This is a genomic window from Pantoea sp. VS1, assembly GCF_002207995.1.
GTDB classification, from domain to species: Bacteria; Pseudomonadota; Gammaproteobacteria; order Enterobacterales; family Enterobacteriaceae; genus Pantoea; species Pantoea dispersa.
Genome location: NZ_NHZE01000013.1, coordinates 410752 through 427186 on the forward strand (window position 1 = coordinate 410752; position 16435 = coordinate 427186).

General features: G+C 58.0%; 12 protein-coding genes. 6 read left to right on the top strand and 6 right to left on the bottom strand.

Features of this window, described 5'->3' with window-relative positions:
• Window positions 1-69 precede the first annotated feature (69 nt).
• The 5 genes from infA to trxB all read right to left on the bottom strand — a co-directional run bounded on the left by infA (window position 70) and on the right by trxB (window position 5973).
• On the bottom strand, window positions 70-288 hold the full coding sequence (gene infA / locus CBW22_RS08070) for a translation initiation factor IF-1 (protein ID WP_002211347.1): 219 nt from the start codon (window positions 286-288) through the stop codon (window positions 70-72).
• A gap of 346 nt (window positions 289-634) precedes the next feature.
• The gene (gene aat, locus CBW22_RS08075; protein ID WP_088516413.1) at window positions 635-1327 is read right to left on the bottom strand and encodes a leucyl/phenylalanyl-tRNA--protein transferase; all 693 of its coding nucleotides are present in this window, start codon (window positions 1325-1327) and stop codon (window positions 635-637) included.
• Window positions 1328-1359: 32 nt separating this feature from the next.
• Window positions 1360-3090, bottom strand: coding sequence for a heme ABC transporter ATP-binding protein/permease CydC (gene cydC, locus CBW22_RS08080; protein WP_088516414.1), 1731 nt, complete (start codon window positions 3088-3090; stop codon window positions 1360-1362).
• The gene (gene cydD, locus CBW22_RS08085; protein ID WP_088516415.1) at window positions 3090-4862 is read right to left on the bottom strand and encodes a heme ABC transporter permease/ATP-binding protein CydD; all 1773 of its coding nucleotides are present in this window, start codon (window positions 4860-4862) and stop codon (window positions 3090-3092) included. Before cydD ends, cydC begins: the two co-directional genes overlap by 1 nt.
• Before the next feature lie 145 nt (window positions 4863-5007).
• On the bottom strand, window positions 5008-5973 hold the full coding sequence (gene trxB, locus CBW22_RS08090; RefSeq protein ID WP_021508358.1) for a thioredoxin-disulfide reductase: 966 nt from the start codon (window positions 5971-5973) through the stop codon (window positions 5008-5010).
• 521 nt (window positions 5974-6494) lie between these two features.
• On the opposite strand from trxB, the gene lrp reads away from it, so the two are divergent.
• The 6 genes from lrp (at window position 6495) to CBW22_RS08120 (ending at window position 15522) form a co-directional block, all read left to right on the top strand.
• Window positions 6495-6989: a leucine-responsive transcriptional regulator Lrp gene (gene lrp / locus CBW22_RS08095; RefSeq protein ID WP_006118610.1), complete on the top strand. Its 495-nt coding sequence runs from the start codon at window positions 6495-6497 to the stop codon at window positions 6987-6989.
• A gap of 119 nt (window positions 6990-7108) precedes the next feature.
• Window positions 7109-10528 (top strand): DNA translocase FtsK 4TM domain-containing protein, encoded by a 3420-nt coding sequence (locus tag CBW22_RS08100; RefSeq protein WP_088516416.1) that lies wholly within the window; start codon window positions 7109-7111, stop codon window positions 10526-10528.
• Between the two features lie 173 nt (window positions 10529-10701).
• The gene (lolA, locus tag CBW22_RS08105) at window positions 10702-11313 is read left to right on the top strand and encodes an outer membrane lipoprotein chaperone LolA (protein WP_010618286.1); all 612 of its coding nucleotides are present in this window, start codon (window positions 10702-10704) and stop codon (window positions 11311-11313) included.
• Between the two features lie 7 nt (window positions 11314-11320).
• Complete coding sequence (locus CBW22_RS08110; RefSeq protein WP_088516417.1) at window positions 11321-12667, top strand: replication-associated recombination protein A; 1347 nt, start codon at window positions 11321-11323, stop codon at window positions 12665-12667.
• 97 nt (window positions 12668-12764) lie between these two features.
• Window positions 12765-14057, top strand: a complete 1293-nt coding sequence (gene serS, locus CBW22_RS08115; RefSeq protein WP_021508354.1) for a serine--tRNA ligase — start codon at window positions 12765-12767, stop codon at window positions 14055-14057.
• A 313-nt stretch (window positions 14058-14370) separates the two neighbouring features.
• On the top strand, window positions 14371-15522 hold the full coding sequence (locus CBW22_RS08120) for an MFS transporter (protein ID WP_058769542.1): 1152 nt from the start codon (window positions 14371-14373) through the stop codon (window positions 15520-15522).
• Window positions 15523-15621: 99 nt separating this feature from the next.
• Here CBW22_RS08120 and pflA read toward each other — a convergent pair whose 3' ends face one another.
• A complete protein-coding gene (gene pflA / locus CBW22_RS08125; RefSeq protein ID WP_088516418.1) occupies window positions 15622-16362 on the bottom strand; it encodes a pyruvate formate lyase 1-activating protein in 741 nt (246 codons plus the stop codon).
• Window positions 16363-16435: the final 73 nt, after the last annotated feature.

A 16435-nucleotide genomic window follows, 5' to 3' on the forward strand; every position in this document is an offset into this window, starting at 1 on the left:
CCGGATTAAAATCCGGCCTTTTTTTTCGCGCTTAGTTTACATCAGCAAACGCGAGGCGAGTGCAACAACTTAGCGACTACGGAAGACAATGCGGCCTTTGCTCAGGTCGTACGGGGTCAACTCGACAGTCACTTTGTCGCCCGTCAGGATGCGGATGTAGTTTTTACGCATTTTACCGGAGATATGAGCGGTAACCACGTGCCCGTTTTCAAGCTCTACGCGGAACATGGTGTTAGGTAACGTATCCAGTACGGTACCTTGCATTTCAATATTGTCTTCTTTGGCCATCGAATCCTCTGGGTGAACTACCAAACTGTTGAACCGGCAAGATAATGCCGAATTCCATGATTTATGTAAAGAAACGTTGGCTGTTTTTGCCAACGCTTCGCCGTGCGTCGCGCCGCTGCGCGTGCATTACGGATAAATTCGGGTGTTTTTGACGTCTGCGGGGGATTAGCGGGCTAAGAATCTGCAGCAATCGGCATCGGGTGCACAACTGAAACAGCTTCGGGAACAGGGTGAGATTCCCAGCCTGGCAATTCCGGCTCGCCACAGCGAAGCGCGGACGACATACCAAACTCGCTTATTGTATCACTTTTGTCGGGAATTGTGTGCAAAACATCTGCGGGGTCGGTCAAAAAAGGGTTTGTGTTTGCCAGCAGCCGGTCTGCACCGGTAGCCACGCCAGCGTTTGCACGTATTGCAGATAGTCGACACGCGGAATTTCAACTGCGCCCAGCGAGGCGGTATGCGGATTCAGCACCTGACAATCGATCAGCCGTCCCTGATGCGCAATAAAGTGCTGTGAGAAAACCCACAGCGCGGTTTTGGAGGCGTTTTCCGCCCGGCTGAACATCGACTCGCCGCAAAAAATCTGTCCGAGCGCCAGGCCATACATGCCGCCAACCAGGCGTTGATCCTGCCAGACTTCGATTGAGTGCGCATGGCCCAGCTCATACAGGCGCAGCCAGGCGCGTTTCACTTCAAAGGTGATCCAGGTGCCTTCCTGACGCCCGCTGGCGCAACCCTCCACCACTTGTGCAAAAGCGTGATTCATGGTGACGCGATAGGGCGAACGGCGATGGAAGCGCGCCATGCTGCGGCTGAGATGAAACGACTCCGGCAGCAGGACCGCGCGTGGATCTGGCGACCACCATAAAATTGGATCGCCGGGCGAAAACCACGGAAAAATACCGCGCTGATAGGCATTCATCAGGCGGGCAGGGGAGAGATCGCCGCCCATGGCCAGCAGGCCGTTTGGCTCTCGCAGCGCCATCTCCGGCGGCGGGAAATTGAGCGAATCCCGGGAAAGTTGTACCAGTCTCATGGCGTCGGTCACCCTCAGGCTAAACGCATAGACTATAGCGCAAAGCGCTGCTGGAAACGCCAGTAGCGTCCCGCTTTTGAGATTAATTCGTCATGGCTGCCGGATTCGATAATCTGCCCACCGTCAAGCACACAGATGCGATCCATTTTTTCCAGTCCGCTCAGGCGATGCGTCACCATGATCAGCGTTTTTCCCTGGCTAACCTGCTGTAGCAATGTGAGAATCTGCTGCTCGGTCGCGGCATCCAGACCTTCGGTCGGCTCATCCAGCAGCCACAGATCGCCATCGTGCAGCAGCGCACGGGCAATCGCCAGCCGGCGCAGTTCACCGCCAGACAGCGGCCGGCCGCCTTCTCCCATCCACGCATTCAGCCCTTCGCTGTGCTGCGTCAGATGCGCCAGCCCAACCCGCTGCAGTACGTCAATCAGCTGTGCATCGCTGGCCTGTGGTGCTGCCAGCAGCAGGTTAGCGCGCAGCGTCTGGCTGAACAGATGGACGCGCTGCGTGACAACGCTGATACGCTGACGCAGGCTGGCTTCGTCCCACGCCGCCAGATCAATCCCGTTCAGGCGAATCGTGCCGCGCTGCGCTTCCCAGCCGCGCGTGATCAGCGCCAGCAGGCTGGATTTCCCGCAGCCGGTCGGGCCCAGCAGCGCCAGATGTTCACCGGCTGTTAACGTCAGGGAGAAGTTGTGCAGCACCGCTTCTGGCCGCTGCGGATAGCTGAAATCGATCTGCTCCAGCGTCAGGCTGAGGCCGCGCTGCGTCGCAACCGGTTGTGTCGGGAAGTGAATGGCTGGCGGTTGATCGATGATCTCATGCACGCGCTGCGCCGCGTGCGTCACCTGCGCCAGTGGCAGAAATGCGCCGGCCACCGGTGCTAGCGCTTCAAACGCGGCCAGCGCGCAAAACACAAACAGGGCAATCAGTGCACCCGGTGTGCTATTGGTGCCGACGCCGCTGGCGGCCAGCCACAGCAGCAGCGTAACGGTACTGCCGGCGATCAACGTAAGCAGGCTCTGCGCCAGCGCCTGCAGCCGGTGTTGCTGCTGCTGCGCCTGTTGCCACGCACGTTCTTCCTGATCCAGCCGCTGTCGCCACAGCGCCGCCGCGCCGTAAATCTGCAGCTCGGCCAGTCCGCTGAGCCAGTGCGTCAGTTGCAGGCGCCAGCGAGCCTGGTAACGGGCAATCTGCGCGCCGGTGCGCGCGCCGAGTCGCCAGAAAAGCGGCGGCATCAGCAGCAGCGTCAGCAACATGATCGCCCCAAGCAGCAGCGCCAGTCGCATATCGAGTAGCGCCAGGCCACAGGTCACCACCACAATCACCACCGCCGCACCCAGCAGTGGAGAAATAACGCGTAAATAGAGATGGTCGAGGGTATCAACATCGCTGACAAAGCGGTTCAGCAGTTCGCCGTGACGAAAGCGCGCCAGCTGCGCCGGTGCCAGCGCCATCAGCCGGCTGAAGGTAAAGACGCGCAGATGCTGCAGCACGCGGAAAGTGGCGTCGTGGCTCACCAGCCGTTCAAAATAGCGCGCGGCGGTGCGGGTGATTGCCGCGCCACGCACACCAGCTGCGGGCAGCATGTAATTGAAGCTGTACAGGCCGGCGACGCCAGCCAGCGAAGAGGCAGCAAGAAACCAGCCGGACAGCGTCAGCAAGCCGATGCTGGCGAGCAGCGTGACAATCGCCAGCACCACGCCAAGACCTAAACGCCACGGATGGCGGCGATAAAGGCGCAGGAAAGGCAGTAACGTGCGCATCAGGCAATCTCCTTCTGACGATGCTGCGCCAGCTCGCGCAGCGGGCCGGCTTCAGCGATCAGCTGTTGCCAGTGGCCCTGCTGCACCAGTTGTCCGGCCTGCATCACCCACACCTCATCCCACTGGTCGAGGGCGTGCAGCTGATGGGTAATCATTAACGTAGTTTGCTGCTGTGCGGCCTGCTGTAGCGCGCCCATCACGTGCTGCTCACTCTGGCTGTCGAGCCCGGATCCCGGTTCGTCCAGCAGCAGCAGGCGGGCCGGTTTCAGCAGCGCCCGCGCGACGGCGATGCGCTGTGCCTGCCCAACGGACAGGCCGATGCCGCCATCGCCAACTGGCGTATCCAGTCCCTGCGGCAGACGCGACAAAAATTCGCTAACGCCAGCGCGCTGCAGCACGGCGGTCAGCGTGGCCTCGTCCACCGGCGTGTCAGTGAACTGGAGATTGTCACGCAGCGTCGCCGCCGGCAGCTGCGGATTTTGTCCTACCCAGGCCAGCTGCTGCTGCCAGCTGCTGCGGCTGATGTCGCGCAGTTCCTGGCCGTTAATGCACAGTGAACCCTGGTAGGGCAGAAAACCGAGCATGACATTCATCAGCGCACTTTTTCCGGCCCCGCTTTGTCCGACCAGCGCCACGCGCTGACCGGGAGCAAGGCTGAAATTCAGCGGTTGTGACAGCGCCTCGCCGGTGGCGGTCATGATCACCAGATCCTGCGCCCGGAGGGAGAGTGGCGCGTCAGCATCCAGCGTTTGCGTGGCCGCCTGCGGCGCGCGCTGGGGCGTTTCGCGCAGGAAAGTATCCAGCGCGTCTGCGCCGCCCACCGCCTGCGCTTTGGCATGGTAAAAGGTGCCGAGATCGCGCAGCGGCTGGAAAAATTCGGGGGCAAGGATCAGCGCGAGGAAACCGGCGAACAGCGTCACGCCGGTGCTGTAATGGCCAAAATTGAGTTCACCCAGGTACGAGAAGCCGAAATAGACCGCGACCACGGCAATCGCCAGCGAGGCGAAAAACTCCAGCACCGCAGAGGAGAGAAAGGCGAGGCGCAGCACTTCCATGGTGCGCTGACGAAAATCCTGCGTACTGGCGGCAATCGCCTGCTGCTCAGCGTCCGCGCGGTGAAACAGGCGCAGCGTTTCGCGTCCACGCAGCCGGTCATAGAAATCGCCGCTCAGACGCGCCAGCGCAAAAAAATTACGCCGATTGGCATCGGCCGCTCCCATGCCGACCAGCGCCATAAACAGCGGAATCAACGGCGCGGTCGCCAGCAGAATCAGTCCGGCGGCCCAGTTAATCGGGAAAATGGCGATCAGGATGGCGCAGGGCACAAACACCGCCAGCGACATCTGCGGCAGATAGCGCGCGTAATACTCCTGCATCTCTTCGATCTGTTCCAGCAGCAGCGTTGCCCAGCTCCCGGCCGGTTTGCCCTGAATCCAGGCCGGACCGAGCGCGTTCAGCCGGTCCAGCACCTGTTGCCGCAGTGCACGGCGAATCGCCACGCCGGCCCTGAAACCGGCCATCTCACGACCGTAGTGCAGCGCGGCGCGCAGTGCGAAGCACAGCAGTAGTAACAGGAAATCACTCACCAGTTCAGCGCGGGGTTGCTGTTCCACCAGCAGTTTTTGCAGCAGGGAGGCCAGTAGCCAGGCCTGGGCGATGAGAATTAACGCCGCAGCAAAACCTGCCAGCGAAGCCAGTCGCAGGCTGCGTGCGCCATGATGACGTTGCTGGCGTAACCAGCGCAGCAGTTCGTGTTGCCGTGATTTGTTCATGCGAAGCCGTTTGATCACCGTGACGAGAGGCAAAATCCGACGCTAAATGCCGGACAGACGGGTGGCAGAACTGTAGCACGCAGGCGATAAAAAAGGCGACCAAAAGTGGCCGCCTCAGTGCAATTATGATCAGATAATTAACAACTTACTTATCGTTTTTAACCAGACCATCCAGATAACGTTCCGCATCCAGCGCGGCCATACAGCCGGTACCGGCAGAGGTAATGGCCTGACGATAAATGTGGTCCATCACATCACCGGCAGCGAACACGCCCGGCACGCTGGTCTGCGTCGCATTGCCCTGCAGGCCGGACTGCACTTTGATATAGCCGTTTTCCAGATCCAGCTGGCCATCGAAAATCGCCGTATTCGGGCTATGACCGATGGCGACAAACAGGCCCGCCACTTCCAGCGAGACCGGGGCTTCACCTTTGGTTGACGAGAGTTTCAACCCGGTGACACCCATCTGATCGCCTACCACCTCGTCCAGCGCGCGGTCAGTGTGCAGCACGATGTTGCCGTTACGCACTTTCTCCATCAGGCGGTCAATCAGGATTTTCTCAGCGCGGAAGCTGTCACGACGGTGAATCAGGTGCACTTCGGAAGCGATGTTCGCCAGATAGAGCGCCTCTTCAACGGCCGTGTTACCGCCGCCGATAACCGCGACTTTTTGGTTGCGATAGAAGAAACCATCACAGGTGGCGCACGCCGAAACCCCTTTGCCTTTGAATGCCTCTTCTGACGGCAGGCCAAGGTAGCGCGCTGAGGCACCGGTCGCGATGATCAGCGCATCCGCCGTGTATTCGCCGCTGTCGCCGGTCAGGCGGAACGGACGGTTCTGCAAATCAACCGTGTGAATATGATCAAAGATGATTTCGGTGTTGAACTTCTCAGCATGCTCCTGCATGCGTTCCATCAGCGCAGGGCCGGTCAGATCGTGCGGGTCGCCCGGCCAGTTTTCGACTTCAGTCGTGGTGGTGAGCTGGCCGCCTTTTTCCAGTCCGGTAATCAAAACCGGGTTCAGGTTAGCGCGGGCGGCATAAACCGCTGCGGTGTAACCGGCAGGGCCGGAGCCCAGAATGAGCAGCTTACTGTGTTTGGCCGTACTCATGCGTTCCTCAGTGTGTGTCTGACAACATAGTTTTCGATTGTAGGGAAATTACTGTCGCAAAAAAAGGTTTCAGCAATTTTGTTAACAATCACTGCAAGCGGCGTAGACGATGAATGGCAATTCTGCACGCGCGCTGCGCCAAAAGGGGGCATTGCTCGGCAATTTGTGGTGCAGCTGTATAAAAATTCTCATTTAAAAACAGCAACCCAGTACGCTGTCTGGCATCTTGTACTGAATTTGGATGTTTTACTTTGACAATCGCCTGCGCTTTTGCGAAAACATTGTCAGAAGCAGAGAAAATTTAGCGGTTCGAAACAGAATTTCAGCTCTGTTTTGCGCAATTTCGCCAAATAAACTCAGCCTGACATTGGTAATGACGCATGATGTGGACAGACAGCATGCGTCATACGGATGGTCGCGTTACTGCACAGGCTTAAAGACTTCACTTCAGTAAGGCCCTGAACATTGAACGTTTTCAGGGTTTGGCAGGTAAAGGGAAGGAATTAAGAGAGACAATAATAATGGTAGACAACAAGAAACGCCCCGGAAAAGATCTGGATCGGATCGACAGAAATATTCTGAATGAACTGCAGAAAGACGGTCGTATTTCCAACGTTGAGCTTTCAAAACGTGTCGGCCTCTCGCCAACACCTTGTCTTGAACGCGTACGTCGCCTGGAACGTCAGGGTTTCATTCTGGGCTACACCGCGCAGCTGAACCCGCACTATCTCGATGCTTCACTGCTGGTATTCGTTGAGATTACTCTGAATCGCGGCGCGCCGGATGTGTTTGAACAATTTAACGCCGCCGTACAAAAACTTGAGGAAACTCAAGAATGTCACCTCGTTTCCGGTGACTTTGACTACCTGTTGAAAACCCGCGTGCCGGATATGTCCGCCTACCGTAAACTGCTGGGTGAGACCTTGCTGCGCCTGCCGGGCGTCAACGACACCCGTACCTACGTGGTGATGGAAGAGGTCAAACAGAGCAATCGTCTGGTGATTAAGACCCGGTAACGCAGGGCAGGTGCAAAGCTTGCAGGATTTCGGTACACTCCTGTGAATTCATACAGGACCAGCGTCAGGCAAGCCTGACGCTGTTGCCTTCTTAATTTACAGGCACCTGGAGAGTTCTCTTGAGCCAGGAATATACAGAAGATAAAGACGTTTCATTACAACCACTGAGCAGCGGACGTCGGCTGCTGGAAGCGTTGCTCATCCTGGTGGCCTTGTTTGCCATCTATCTGATGGTGTCGCTGGTTAGCTTTAATCCCTCCGATCCCAGCTGGTCACAAACCGCCTGGCACGAGCCGATCCACAATCTGGGCGGCAGCGTGGGCGCATGGCTGGCCGATACCCTGCTGTTTATTTTTGGTGTGATGGCCTACGCCATTCCGCCAGTGATTATTGGTCTGTGCTGGATTACCTTCCGTCAGCGCGATCGCCAGGATTACATCGACTATTTTGCGGTGGGCCTGCGGCTGATTGGCGTGCTGGCGCTGGTGGTGACCACCTGCGGACTGGCTGCGCTGAACGTGGACGATATCTGGTATTTTGCCTCTGGCGGCGTAATTGGCAGCCTGGTGAGCAATGCGATGGCGCCGTGGTTCAGCGGTGCCGGTGGCACGCTGACGCTGCTGTGCGTCTGGGCGGCGGGTATCACGCTTTATACCGGCTGGTCCTGGCTGGCGATTGCCGAGAAGATCGGCAGCGTGGTGATGGGCGTGCTGACCTTTGCCAGCAACCGCTCGCGCCATGATGAACCCTGGCAGGAAGAAGACGACTACGACGAGGCGCCCCCCGACGACGCGGTTCCGCCACTGCGCGCTGCGCCGGCTCAGGACGACGAAGATGACGTACTGCTGGCTAAGCCCCGACAGGTAGCGGAACCTGTGGCTGAAGTCGCCAGCGACGATCCCCTGCTGGCGAAAGCCAGTGCGGCTACCGCGGCTGCGCTGGCCGCCACCAGTGACGCCGCACGTCAGGCGCCGTCCGTCGCTGCACCTGAGCCATCCGCACCGGCGGTAAACGTGGCTCCACAACCTGCGCCGTCACAGCTGGCTGCGGCTGCTCCGGCATCGGCATCCGTTGCCAGTGCGCCTGCGGCGCCAGCTATTCCGCCAGCAGAACCTGCGCCAGCGGCTCCCCCGTTATACCGCTTCGAAGTGCCTGCTTCACCGGCCGCCGACGCATTCTCGCTCGCTGAAGAAGATGATGGCCCGCGCATGGGTAACTGGCAGAGTGCCGATCAGGCCGCCACACCGCTGAATACGGCAGCCGCTGCTGCACTCGGTTCAGCGACGGCCGCCGCTGCTGCCCGCTCTGCGGCTTACACGCCAGCCTTTGATGTGGTGCCGGAGCGCGATTACAACCCGCAGGTGAAACAGGGCATCGGCCCGGAACTGCCGCGTCCTAACAAGGTTAAGCTGCCAACCCGGCGTGAGCTGGCCTCATACGGTATCAAACTCCCATCGCAACGCATGGCAGAAGAGAAGGCCCGTGAAGAGGCCGACCAGCAGCAGCCGGAAATCAGCGCCAGCTGGCAAGTGCCACAGCCGCACGATGATGATAACGCTGCGCTGCAGGAAGCCCAGCTGCGCGAAGCGTTCCATTCGCAGCAGCAGCAGCGGTACGGCGACAGCTGGCAGCAGCAGCCGGCAGAGGAAGAAGATGAAGAGGCGCTGCAGCAGGCCCAGCTGGCGCAGCAGTTTGCTCAGCAGCAGCAACAGCGTTACAGCCAGCCTGAGCAGGAGCGCGCGCCGGTATTTAATCTGGATACCTCAGCCGCGTTTGATTTCTCTCCGATGAAAGATCTGGTTGATGACACGCCGAGCGAACCGCTGTTTACCATTGCCGCCACGCCAGAGCCGGACGCCCCGGCCCAGTGGCAGCAGCCAGCGGCAGCTGAGCCGGCGGTACCCGCATCGCTGAGCGAGGAAACCAGCCCGTGGTCAACGCCAGACGACGAGGTTTACGCCGCGCCGGCTGAAACGCCGAAGCCTGTCACCCCTGCGCAGGACAGCCTGTTCCACCCCTTCCTGGTACGTCACGAACAGCCGCTGGAGAAACCTTCCACGCCGCTGCCGACGCTGGATCTGCTGACGTCGCCGCCGGCCGAAGAGGAACCGGTGGATATGTTCGCACTGGAACAGACCGCGCGTCTGGTTGAAGCGCGTCTGGCGGATTACCGCGTAAAAGCCGAAGTGGTGGGCATCTCTCCAGGGCCGGTAATCACCCGCTTTGAACTGGATCTGGCGCCGGGCGTCAAGGCCGCACGTATTTCTAATCTGTCGCGCGACCTGGCACGTTCGCTCTCTGCCGTTGCGGTGCGTGTGGTTGAGGTGATTCCGGGCAAGCCTTATGTCGGCCTGGAGCTCCCCAATAAACATCGTCAGACCGTTTACCTGCGTGAGGTGCTGGACTGCGATAAGTTCCGCGACAACCCTTCGCCACTGTCGGTGGTGCTGGGTAAAGATATTTCTGGTCAGCCCGTGGTGGCCGATCTGGCGAAGATGCCGCACCTGCTGGTGGCCGGCACCACCGGTTCCGGTAAGTCGGTTGGCGTCAACACCATGATCATTAGCATGCTGTATAAAGCCACGCCGGAAGAAGTGCGCTTTATCATGATCGACCCGAAAATGCTCGAGCTGTCAGTGTATGAGGGTATTCCCCATCTGCTGACGGAAGTGGTCACCGACATGAAAGACGCGGCCAACGCGCTGCGCTGGAGTGTGGTTGAGATGGAGCGCCGCTATAAGCTGATGTCTGCGCTGGGCGTGCGTAATCTGGCCGGCTATAACGAGAAGATCGAGCAGGCGGCCGCAATGGGCCGGCCAATTCCGGATCCGTTCTGGAAACCGGGCGACAGCATGGACACCACCCCGCCGGTGCTGGAAAAACTGCCGTACATTGTGGTGCTGGTTGATGAGTTCGCCGACCTGATGATGGCGGTGGGCAAGAAGGTCGAAGAGCTGATTGCGCGCCTGGCACAGAAAGCCCGTGCGGCAGGTATTCACCTGGTGCTGGCTACCCAGCGTCCGTCGGTGGATGTAATTACCGGCCTGATTAAAGCCAACATTCCGACGCGCATCGCCTTTACCGTGTCCAGTAAAATTGACTCGCGCACCATTCTCGATCAGGGCGGTGCGGAATCCCTGCTGGGTATGGGTGACATGCTCTACATGCCACCTAACTCCTCCATGCCGGTACGTGTTCACGGCGCCTTTGTGCGTGACCAGGAAGTGCATGCGGTCGTGCAGGACTGGAAAGCGCGTGGGCGGCCGCAGTACATCGACAGCATTACCGCCGGTGAAGAGAGTGAAAGCGGTGGTGGCGGCCTGGACGGCGATGAAGAGCTGGATCCGCTGTTTGATCAGGCGGTGGCGTTCGTGGTGGAGAAACGCCGCGCGTCGATCTCCGGCGTGCAGCGCCAGTTCCGTATCGGCTACAACCGCGCGGCGCGGATTATCGAACAGATGGAGGCGCAGGGCATTGTCTCGGAGCCGGGCCACAACGGTAACCGTGAAGTGCTGTCACCGCCACCTCACGAAATGTAAGACTTTTCTCCGCAGTGTTATACCGGGCCAGTGTAAACTGGCCCGTTGTTTATCTGTGGTCCGATCCCCATATCATTGGGAGCTTTCGGCTTTTTCTCCTGTCGAACTGACGGAGCGGCGACTACGGTTAATGCAGTAAGTGTCAGGAAACCATGAATAAGGAATCGTATCAGATGAAATTTCGCGTTATTGCCTGTGGCCTGCTGGCCGGTTTTGTTGCTTCTTCTGCCCTGGCGGATGCTTCCAGCGATCTGCAGCAGCGCCTTAATAAAGTGAACAGCTTCCATGCCAGTTTCAGCCAGAAGGTGACTGACGGCAGCGGCGCAAATGTGCAGGACGGCGAAGGCGAACTTTGGGTGAAACGTCCGAGCCTGTTTAACTGGCACATGACTGCACCGGACGAAAGCGTGATTATCTCCGACGGTAAAAATCTGTGGTTCTATAATCCTTTTGTGGAACAGGCGAGCGTAAGCCTGCTGCAGAATGCCACCAGCAACACGCCGTTTATGCTGATTGCGCGTAACCAGCCTTCTGACTGGCAGCAGTACAACATTAAGCAGCAGGGGGATAATTTCGAGCTGACGCCTAAAAGCAGTGATGGCAACCTGAAACAGTTCACCATCAATGTCACTTCCGCAGGTACCATCAATCAGTTCAGCGCGATTGAGCAGGATGGACAGCGCAGCAGCTATCAGCTGAAGAGCCAGAAAAACGGCGCTATCAGCCCGGATAAATTCACCTTTACGCCGCCAAAAGGGGTAACGGTGGACGATCAACGTCAGTGAGGTGAGGGTGAGTAACCTGTCGCTGGATTTTGCACCGTCAAATGAGTTCAGACCGCTGGCTGCGCGTATGCGGCCAGCGACGCTGCAGCAATATATTGGTCAGCAGCATCTGCTCGCGCCCGGTAAACCGTTGCCGCGCGCTATTGAGGCGGGTCAGCTGCACTCCATGATCTTATGGGGGCCGCCGGGTACCGGTAAAACCACGCTGGCGGAAATTATTGCGCATTACGGCAAAGCCGACGTCGAACGCATTTCAGCGGTGACTTCCGGCGTTAAAGAGATTCGCGAGGCCATTGAGCGCGCGCGGCAGAATCGCCAGGTGGGGCGTCGCACTATTCTGTTCGTTGATGAGGTGCATCGCTTCAACAAGAGCCAGCAGGATGCGTTTTTGCCACACATTGAAGACGGCACCATCACCTTCATTGGCGCAACCACGGAAAATCCCTCCTTTGAACTGAACTCGGCACTGCTGTCGCGCGCCCGCGTTTATCTGCTTAAATCGCTGACCAGCGCGGATATTGAACAGGTGCTGGATCAGGCGATGCAGGATAAAACGCGCGGTTACGGCGACAGCGATATTCTGTTACCGGACAATACCCGGCGCATGATCGCTGAACTGGTCAACGGTGATGCACGACGCGCACTGAATACGCTGGAAATGATGGCCGATATGGCTGAGCTCAATGCGCAGGGACAGCGGGAGCTAACGCCACAGCTGCTGAATGAAGTATCGGGTGAACGCGCGGCGCGTTTCGATAACAAAGGCGACCGCTTTTACGATCTCATCTCGGCACTGCACAAATCGGTTCGCGGTTCAGCCCCGGATGCGGCGCTTTACTGGTACGCGCGCATCATCACTGCCGGTGGCGATCCGCTGTACGTGGCGCGGCGACTGCTGGCCATTGCTTCGGAAGATGTCGGTAATGCCGATCCGCGCGCGATGCAGGTAGCGATTGCCGCGTGGGATTGTTTTACCCGCGTCGGGCCTGCGGAAGGGGAACGTGCAATTGCCCAGGCAATTGTTTATCTGGCCTGCGCGCCAAAAAGCAATGCTGTTTATACCGCCTTCAAAGCGGCGATGCGTGATGCACGTGAGTTCCCGGATTACGATGTGCCGGAACATCTGCGCAATGCACCGACGAAGCTGATGAAAGAGATGGGCCTCGGCAAAGAGTACCGTTACGCGCATGACGAACCCAATGCCTATGCGGCCGGCGAGGTGTTTTTCCCGCCGGAAATGGCGCAGACGCGCTACTATCAACCCACCAATCGTGGCCTTGAAAGCAAGATCGGTGAAAAACTCGCCTGGCTTGCTGAACAGGATCAAAATAGCCCGATAAAACGCTACCGCTGATAAACGCGTTACGGTAAGGTGAGCAAGGATTTCAATGCATTCCGGTGGAATGCATCCCTCCATTCGTTCAATCAACCTTTTATTACACAGGATAAGCATGCTCGATCCCAATCTGCTGCGTAATGAGCCAGACGCAGTCGCAGAAAAACTGGCACGCCGGGGATTTAAACTGGATGTTGATACGCTGCGCTCCCTCGAAGAGCGTCGTAAGGTTTTGCAGGTAGAAACTGAAAACCTGCAGGCTGAGCGTAACTCCCGCTCCAAATCCATCGGTCAGGCCAAAGCACGTGGGGAAGATATCGAGCCGCTGCGTCAGGAAGTGAACGCGCTGGGCGAACGCCTGGATGCGGCGAAAGCAGAGCTGGATACCCTGCAGAACGAAATTCGTGACTTTGCGCTTGCGCTGCCGAACCTGCCGGCCGACGAAGTGCCGCTGGGTAAAGATGACAGCGAAAACCAGGAAGTGAGCCGCTGGGGCCAGCCGCGCCAGTTCGATTTCCCGGTGAAAGACCATGTTGAACTGGGTGAAGCGGTCAAAGGGCTGGATTTCGCCTCGGCGGTGAAACTGACCGGTTCGCGCTTTATCGTGATGCAGGGCCAGATTGCCCGTCTGCATCGCGCGCTGAGCCAGTTCATGATCGATCTGCACAGCCAGCAGCACGGTTATCTGGAAACTTACGTGCCGTATCTGGTGAACCACGAGACGCTGTACGGTACCGGTCAGTTACCAAAATTTGGTGAGGATCTGTTCCATACCAAACCGCTGGGCGAAGAAGCAGGCAGCAGTAACTATGCGCTGATCCCGACCGCCGAAGTGCCGCTGACAAACCTGGTGCGCGATGAGATCGTTGAAGAGGAATCTCTGCCGATCAAACTCACTGCCCACACGCCTTGCTTCCGTTCCGAAGCCGGTTCTTACGGCCGCGATACGCGCGGTTTGATCCGTATGCACCAGTTCGACAAAGTGGAGATGGTGCAGATCGTCGCACCGGAAACCTCCATGGACGCGCTGGAAGAGCTGGTCGGCCATGCGGAGAAAGTCCTGCAGCTGCTGAACCTGCCGTACCGTAAAGTGCTGCTGTGCACTGGTGACATGGGCTTCGGCTCAGCCAAAACCTATGACCTGGAAGTCTGGCTGCCGGCACAGGACACCTACCGTGAAATCTCCTCCTGCTCGAATATGTGGGATTTCCAGGCGCGCCGCATGCAGGCTCGCTGCCGCAGCAAAACGGACAAAAAACCGCGTCTGGTGCACACGCTGAATGGTTCAGGCCTGGCGGTGGGGCGTACGCTGGTGGCCGTGCTTGAAAACTATCAGCAGGCAGATGGTCGCATTGCGGTGCCGGACGTGCTGCGCCCGTATATGGGCGGGCTGGAATATATCGGCTAACAGGCATTCATGCACTAACCCGGCTCAGGCCGGGTTTTTTATTTCTTAAGCGCGTCAGTCATTATTTTTTAGCCGGAATTAATCAGAAATAAACGTTATCGTCATCGCTGCGCGTTAAACCATCAAAAATGTATAAATTCATGTAGATAGATTCAGACATAAGACCTTTCTCAAGTCCTGTAACCCGCTGAAGATAAAAATAATAAATTGTTCAGCAGCAAAATGTGCGGCGCTGTTTTTTTGCACATTGACTTTGCCATCGCCAATGGCAAACTGCGCGCAAATCTGTTCATTTCTTTTGGTTTTATTCCTTATGTCAACCTGGTCGCGCCCCGTCCTGCTGCTGCTTTGCGGCTTAATGCTGATGACGGTGTCTATTGCTGTGCTTAATACGCTGGTGCCGCTTTGGCTCACCCACGATCAACTGCCGACCTGGCAGGTGGGCATGGCGAGCTCTGCTTATTACACCGGTAACTTACTGGGCACCTTGCTGGCGGGCTGGTTGATTAATCGCTATGGCTTTAACCGCTGCTTTTACCTTGCCAGCGTGTTGTTTGCGCTGGCAACCATGGGCATGGTGCTGCTGGACGGCTTCTACAGCTGGACGCTGCTGCGCTTCACCGCGGGCGTAGGCTGTGCACTGATTTGGGTGGTGGTTGAGAGCGCACTATTGTGCAGCGGTACCGTGCGCAATCGCGGTCAGCTGCTGGCCGCTTATATGATCATCTATTATCTTGGCACCGTTGCCGGTCAGCTGCTGGTGAGCCGTGTCTCGACAGAGCTGCTGCACGTCATTCCCTGGGTGAGCGCGCTGATCGTCTGTGCCGTGCTGCCCGTGGTGTTTGTGCAGGTCAACGCCGGTGCGGCTACTGAAGAAGCCTCAACCGGGCGTATCTGGAGCATGCTGCGCCGCCGCAGTTCGCGGTTAGGTATCAACGGCTGCATTATCTCCGGTATCGTGCTCGGTTCGCTTTACGGCCTGATGCCGCTTTATCTTTCGCATCAGGGCATGAGCGATGCCACCGTGGGTTACTGGATGGCGCTGCTGGTCAGTGCCGGGATTGTCGGTCAGTGGCCGGTAGGACGTCTTGCCGACCGCTTTGGTCGCCTGATGGTGCTGCGCGTGCAGGTATTCGTGGTGATTCTGGGCGCGATTGCTATGCTGAGCGGAACGGCAATGGCGCCGGCACTGTTTGTGCTGGGGCTGGCTGGCTTTACGCTTTATCCGGTGGCGATGTCCTGGGCGTGTGAAACGGTGGCGCATCATGAACTGGTGGCGATGAATCAGGCGCTGCTGTTCAGTTATACCGTTGGCAGTCTGGTCGGGCCGGGGATGACCGCGATGCTGATGCAAAACTATTCCGATCGCCTGCTGTTTGTGATGATTGCGGTGGTGGCGCTGGTCTATCTGGTGATGCTGCTGCGTAAAGCCGATCAGCACGCAACACCGGTGGCGCATGCCTGACGGCGGTGCTTAAACGGGACATTCGCAACCTGTCGCAAATGTCCCGGCGGTAACCCCTCTGTTTCTTGCCGGCGAGGCTTTAGCTACAGGCCAACCGTCTTAATACATGACGTTATGGCCGTAACCGGCAAGAATATTTTTCACCCGCTCCATGGTCTCTTTCGTTGGCGGCTTCACGCCTTCCAGCTTGTACTCTTCACCCATCGCAATCCATTTATGCTTGCCGAGTTCGTGATAAGGCAGCAGCTCGATCTTCTCAATGTTAGTCATGTCTTTAGTAAATTCACCGAGGCGATGTACCGAATCGTCATCGTCCGAATAACCCGGCACCACCACATAGCGAATCCAGGTCCTTTTACCGCGCTTTCGCAGATAGCGGGCGAAATCCAGCGTGCGGTGGTTTGACACGCCGACCAGAATCTCATGAATATCATCGTTGATCTGCTTGAGATCGAGCATCACCAGGTCAGTTGCATCAAGCAGTTCATCGATTACCGGATCGTAACGGCGCACAAAGCCGTTGGTGTCGAGGCAGGTATGGATGCCCTCGGCCTGGCAGGCGCGAAACCAGTCGCGCACAAATTCAGCCTGCAGAATGGCTTCACCGCCGGATGCTGTCACGCCGCCACCAGACGCATTCATAAAGTGGCGATACGACAGCACATCCCTCATCAGCTCATCGACGGTAATTTCCTTACCGCCGTGAGTGTCCCAGGTATCGCGGTTGTGGCAGTACAGGCAGCGCATCAGGCAGCCCTGGAAGAAGGTGATAAAACGGATGCCGGGACCGTCAACGGTGCCGCAGGATTCAAACGAGTGGATACGACCGATGGTTGACATTGCGATGTATTCTCCGGTTCAGCCTGGCGAGCAGGCGGCACAATCTGTGTTGTGCTCTGGGGATGTAAGTCGG

Bases quoted from the DNA above. Each gene is read 5' to 3' on its own strand.
- cydC (WP_088516414.1), bottom strand. From the start codon at position 3,090: ATGCGCACGTTACTGCCTTTCCTGCGCCTTTATCGCCGCCATCCGTGG.
- CBW22_RS08120 (WP_058769542.1), top strand. From the start codon at position 14,371: ATGTCAACCTGGTCGCGCCCCGTCCTGCTGCTGCTTTGCGGCTTAATG.
- pflA (WP_088516418.1), bottom strand. From the start codon at position 16,362: ATGTCAACCATCGGTCGTATCCACTCGTTTGAATCCTGCGGCACCGTT.
- lrp (WP_006118610.1), top strand. From the start codon at position 6,495: ATGGTAGACAACAAGAAACGCCCCGGAAAAGATCTGGATCGGATCGAC.
- lolA (WP_010618286.1), top strand. From the start codon at position 10,702: ATGAAATTTCGCGTTATTGCCTGTGGCCTGCTGGCCGGTTTTGTTGCT.
- cydD (WP_088516415.1), bottom strand. From the start codon at position 4,862: ATGAACAAATCACGGCAACACGAACTGCTGCGCTGGTTACGCCAGCAA.
- aat (WP_088516413.1), bottom strand. From the start codon at position 1,327: ATGAGACTGGTACAACTTTCCCGGGATTCGCTCAATTTCCCGCCGCCG.
- serS (WP_021508354.1), top strand. From the start codon at position 12,765: ATGCTCGATCCCAATCTGCTGCGTAATGAGCCAGACGCAGTCGCAGAA.
- infA (WP_002211347.1), bottom strand. From the start codon at position 288: ATGGCCAAAGAAGACAATATTGAAATGCAAGGTACCGTACTGGATACG.
- trxB (WP_021508358.1), bottom strand. From the start codon at position 5,973: ATGAGTACGGCCAAACACAGTAAGCTGCTCATTCTGGGCTCCGGCCCT.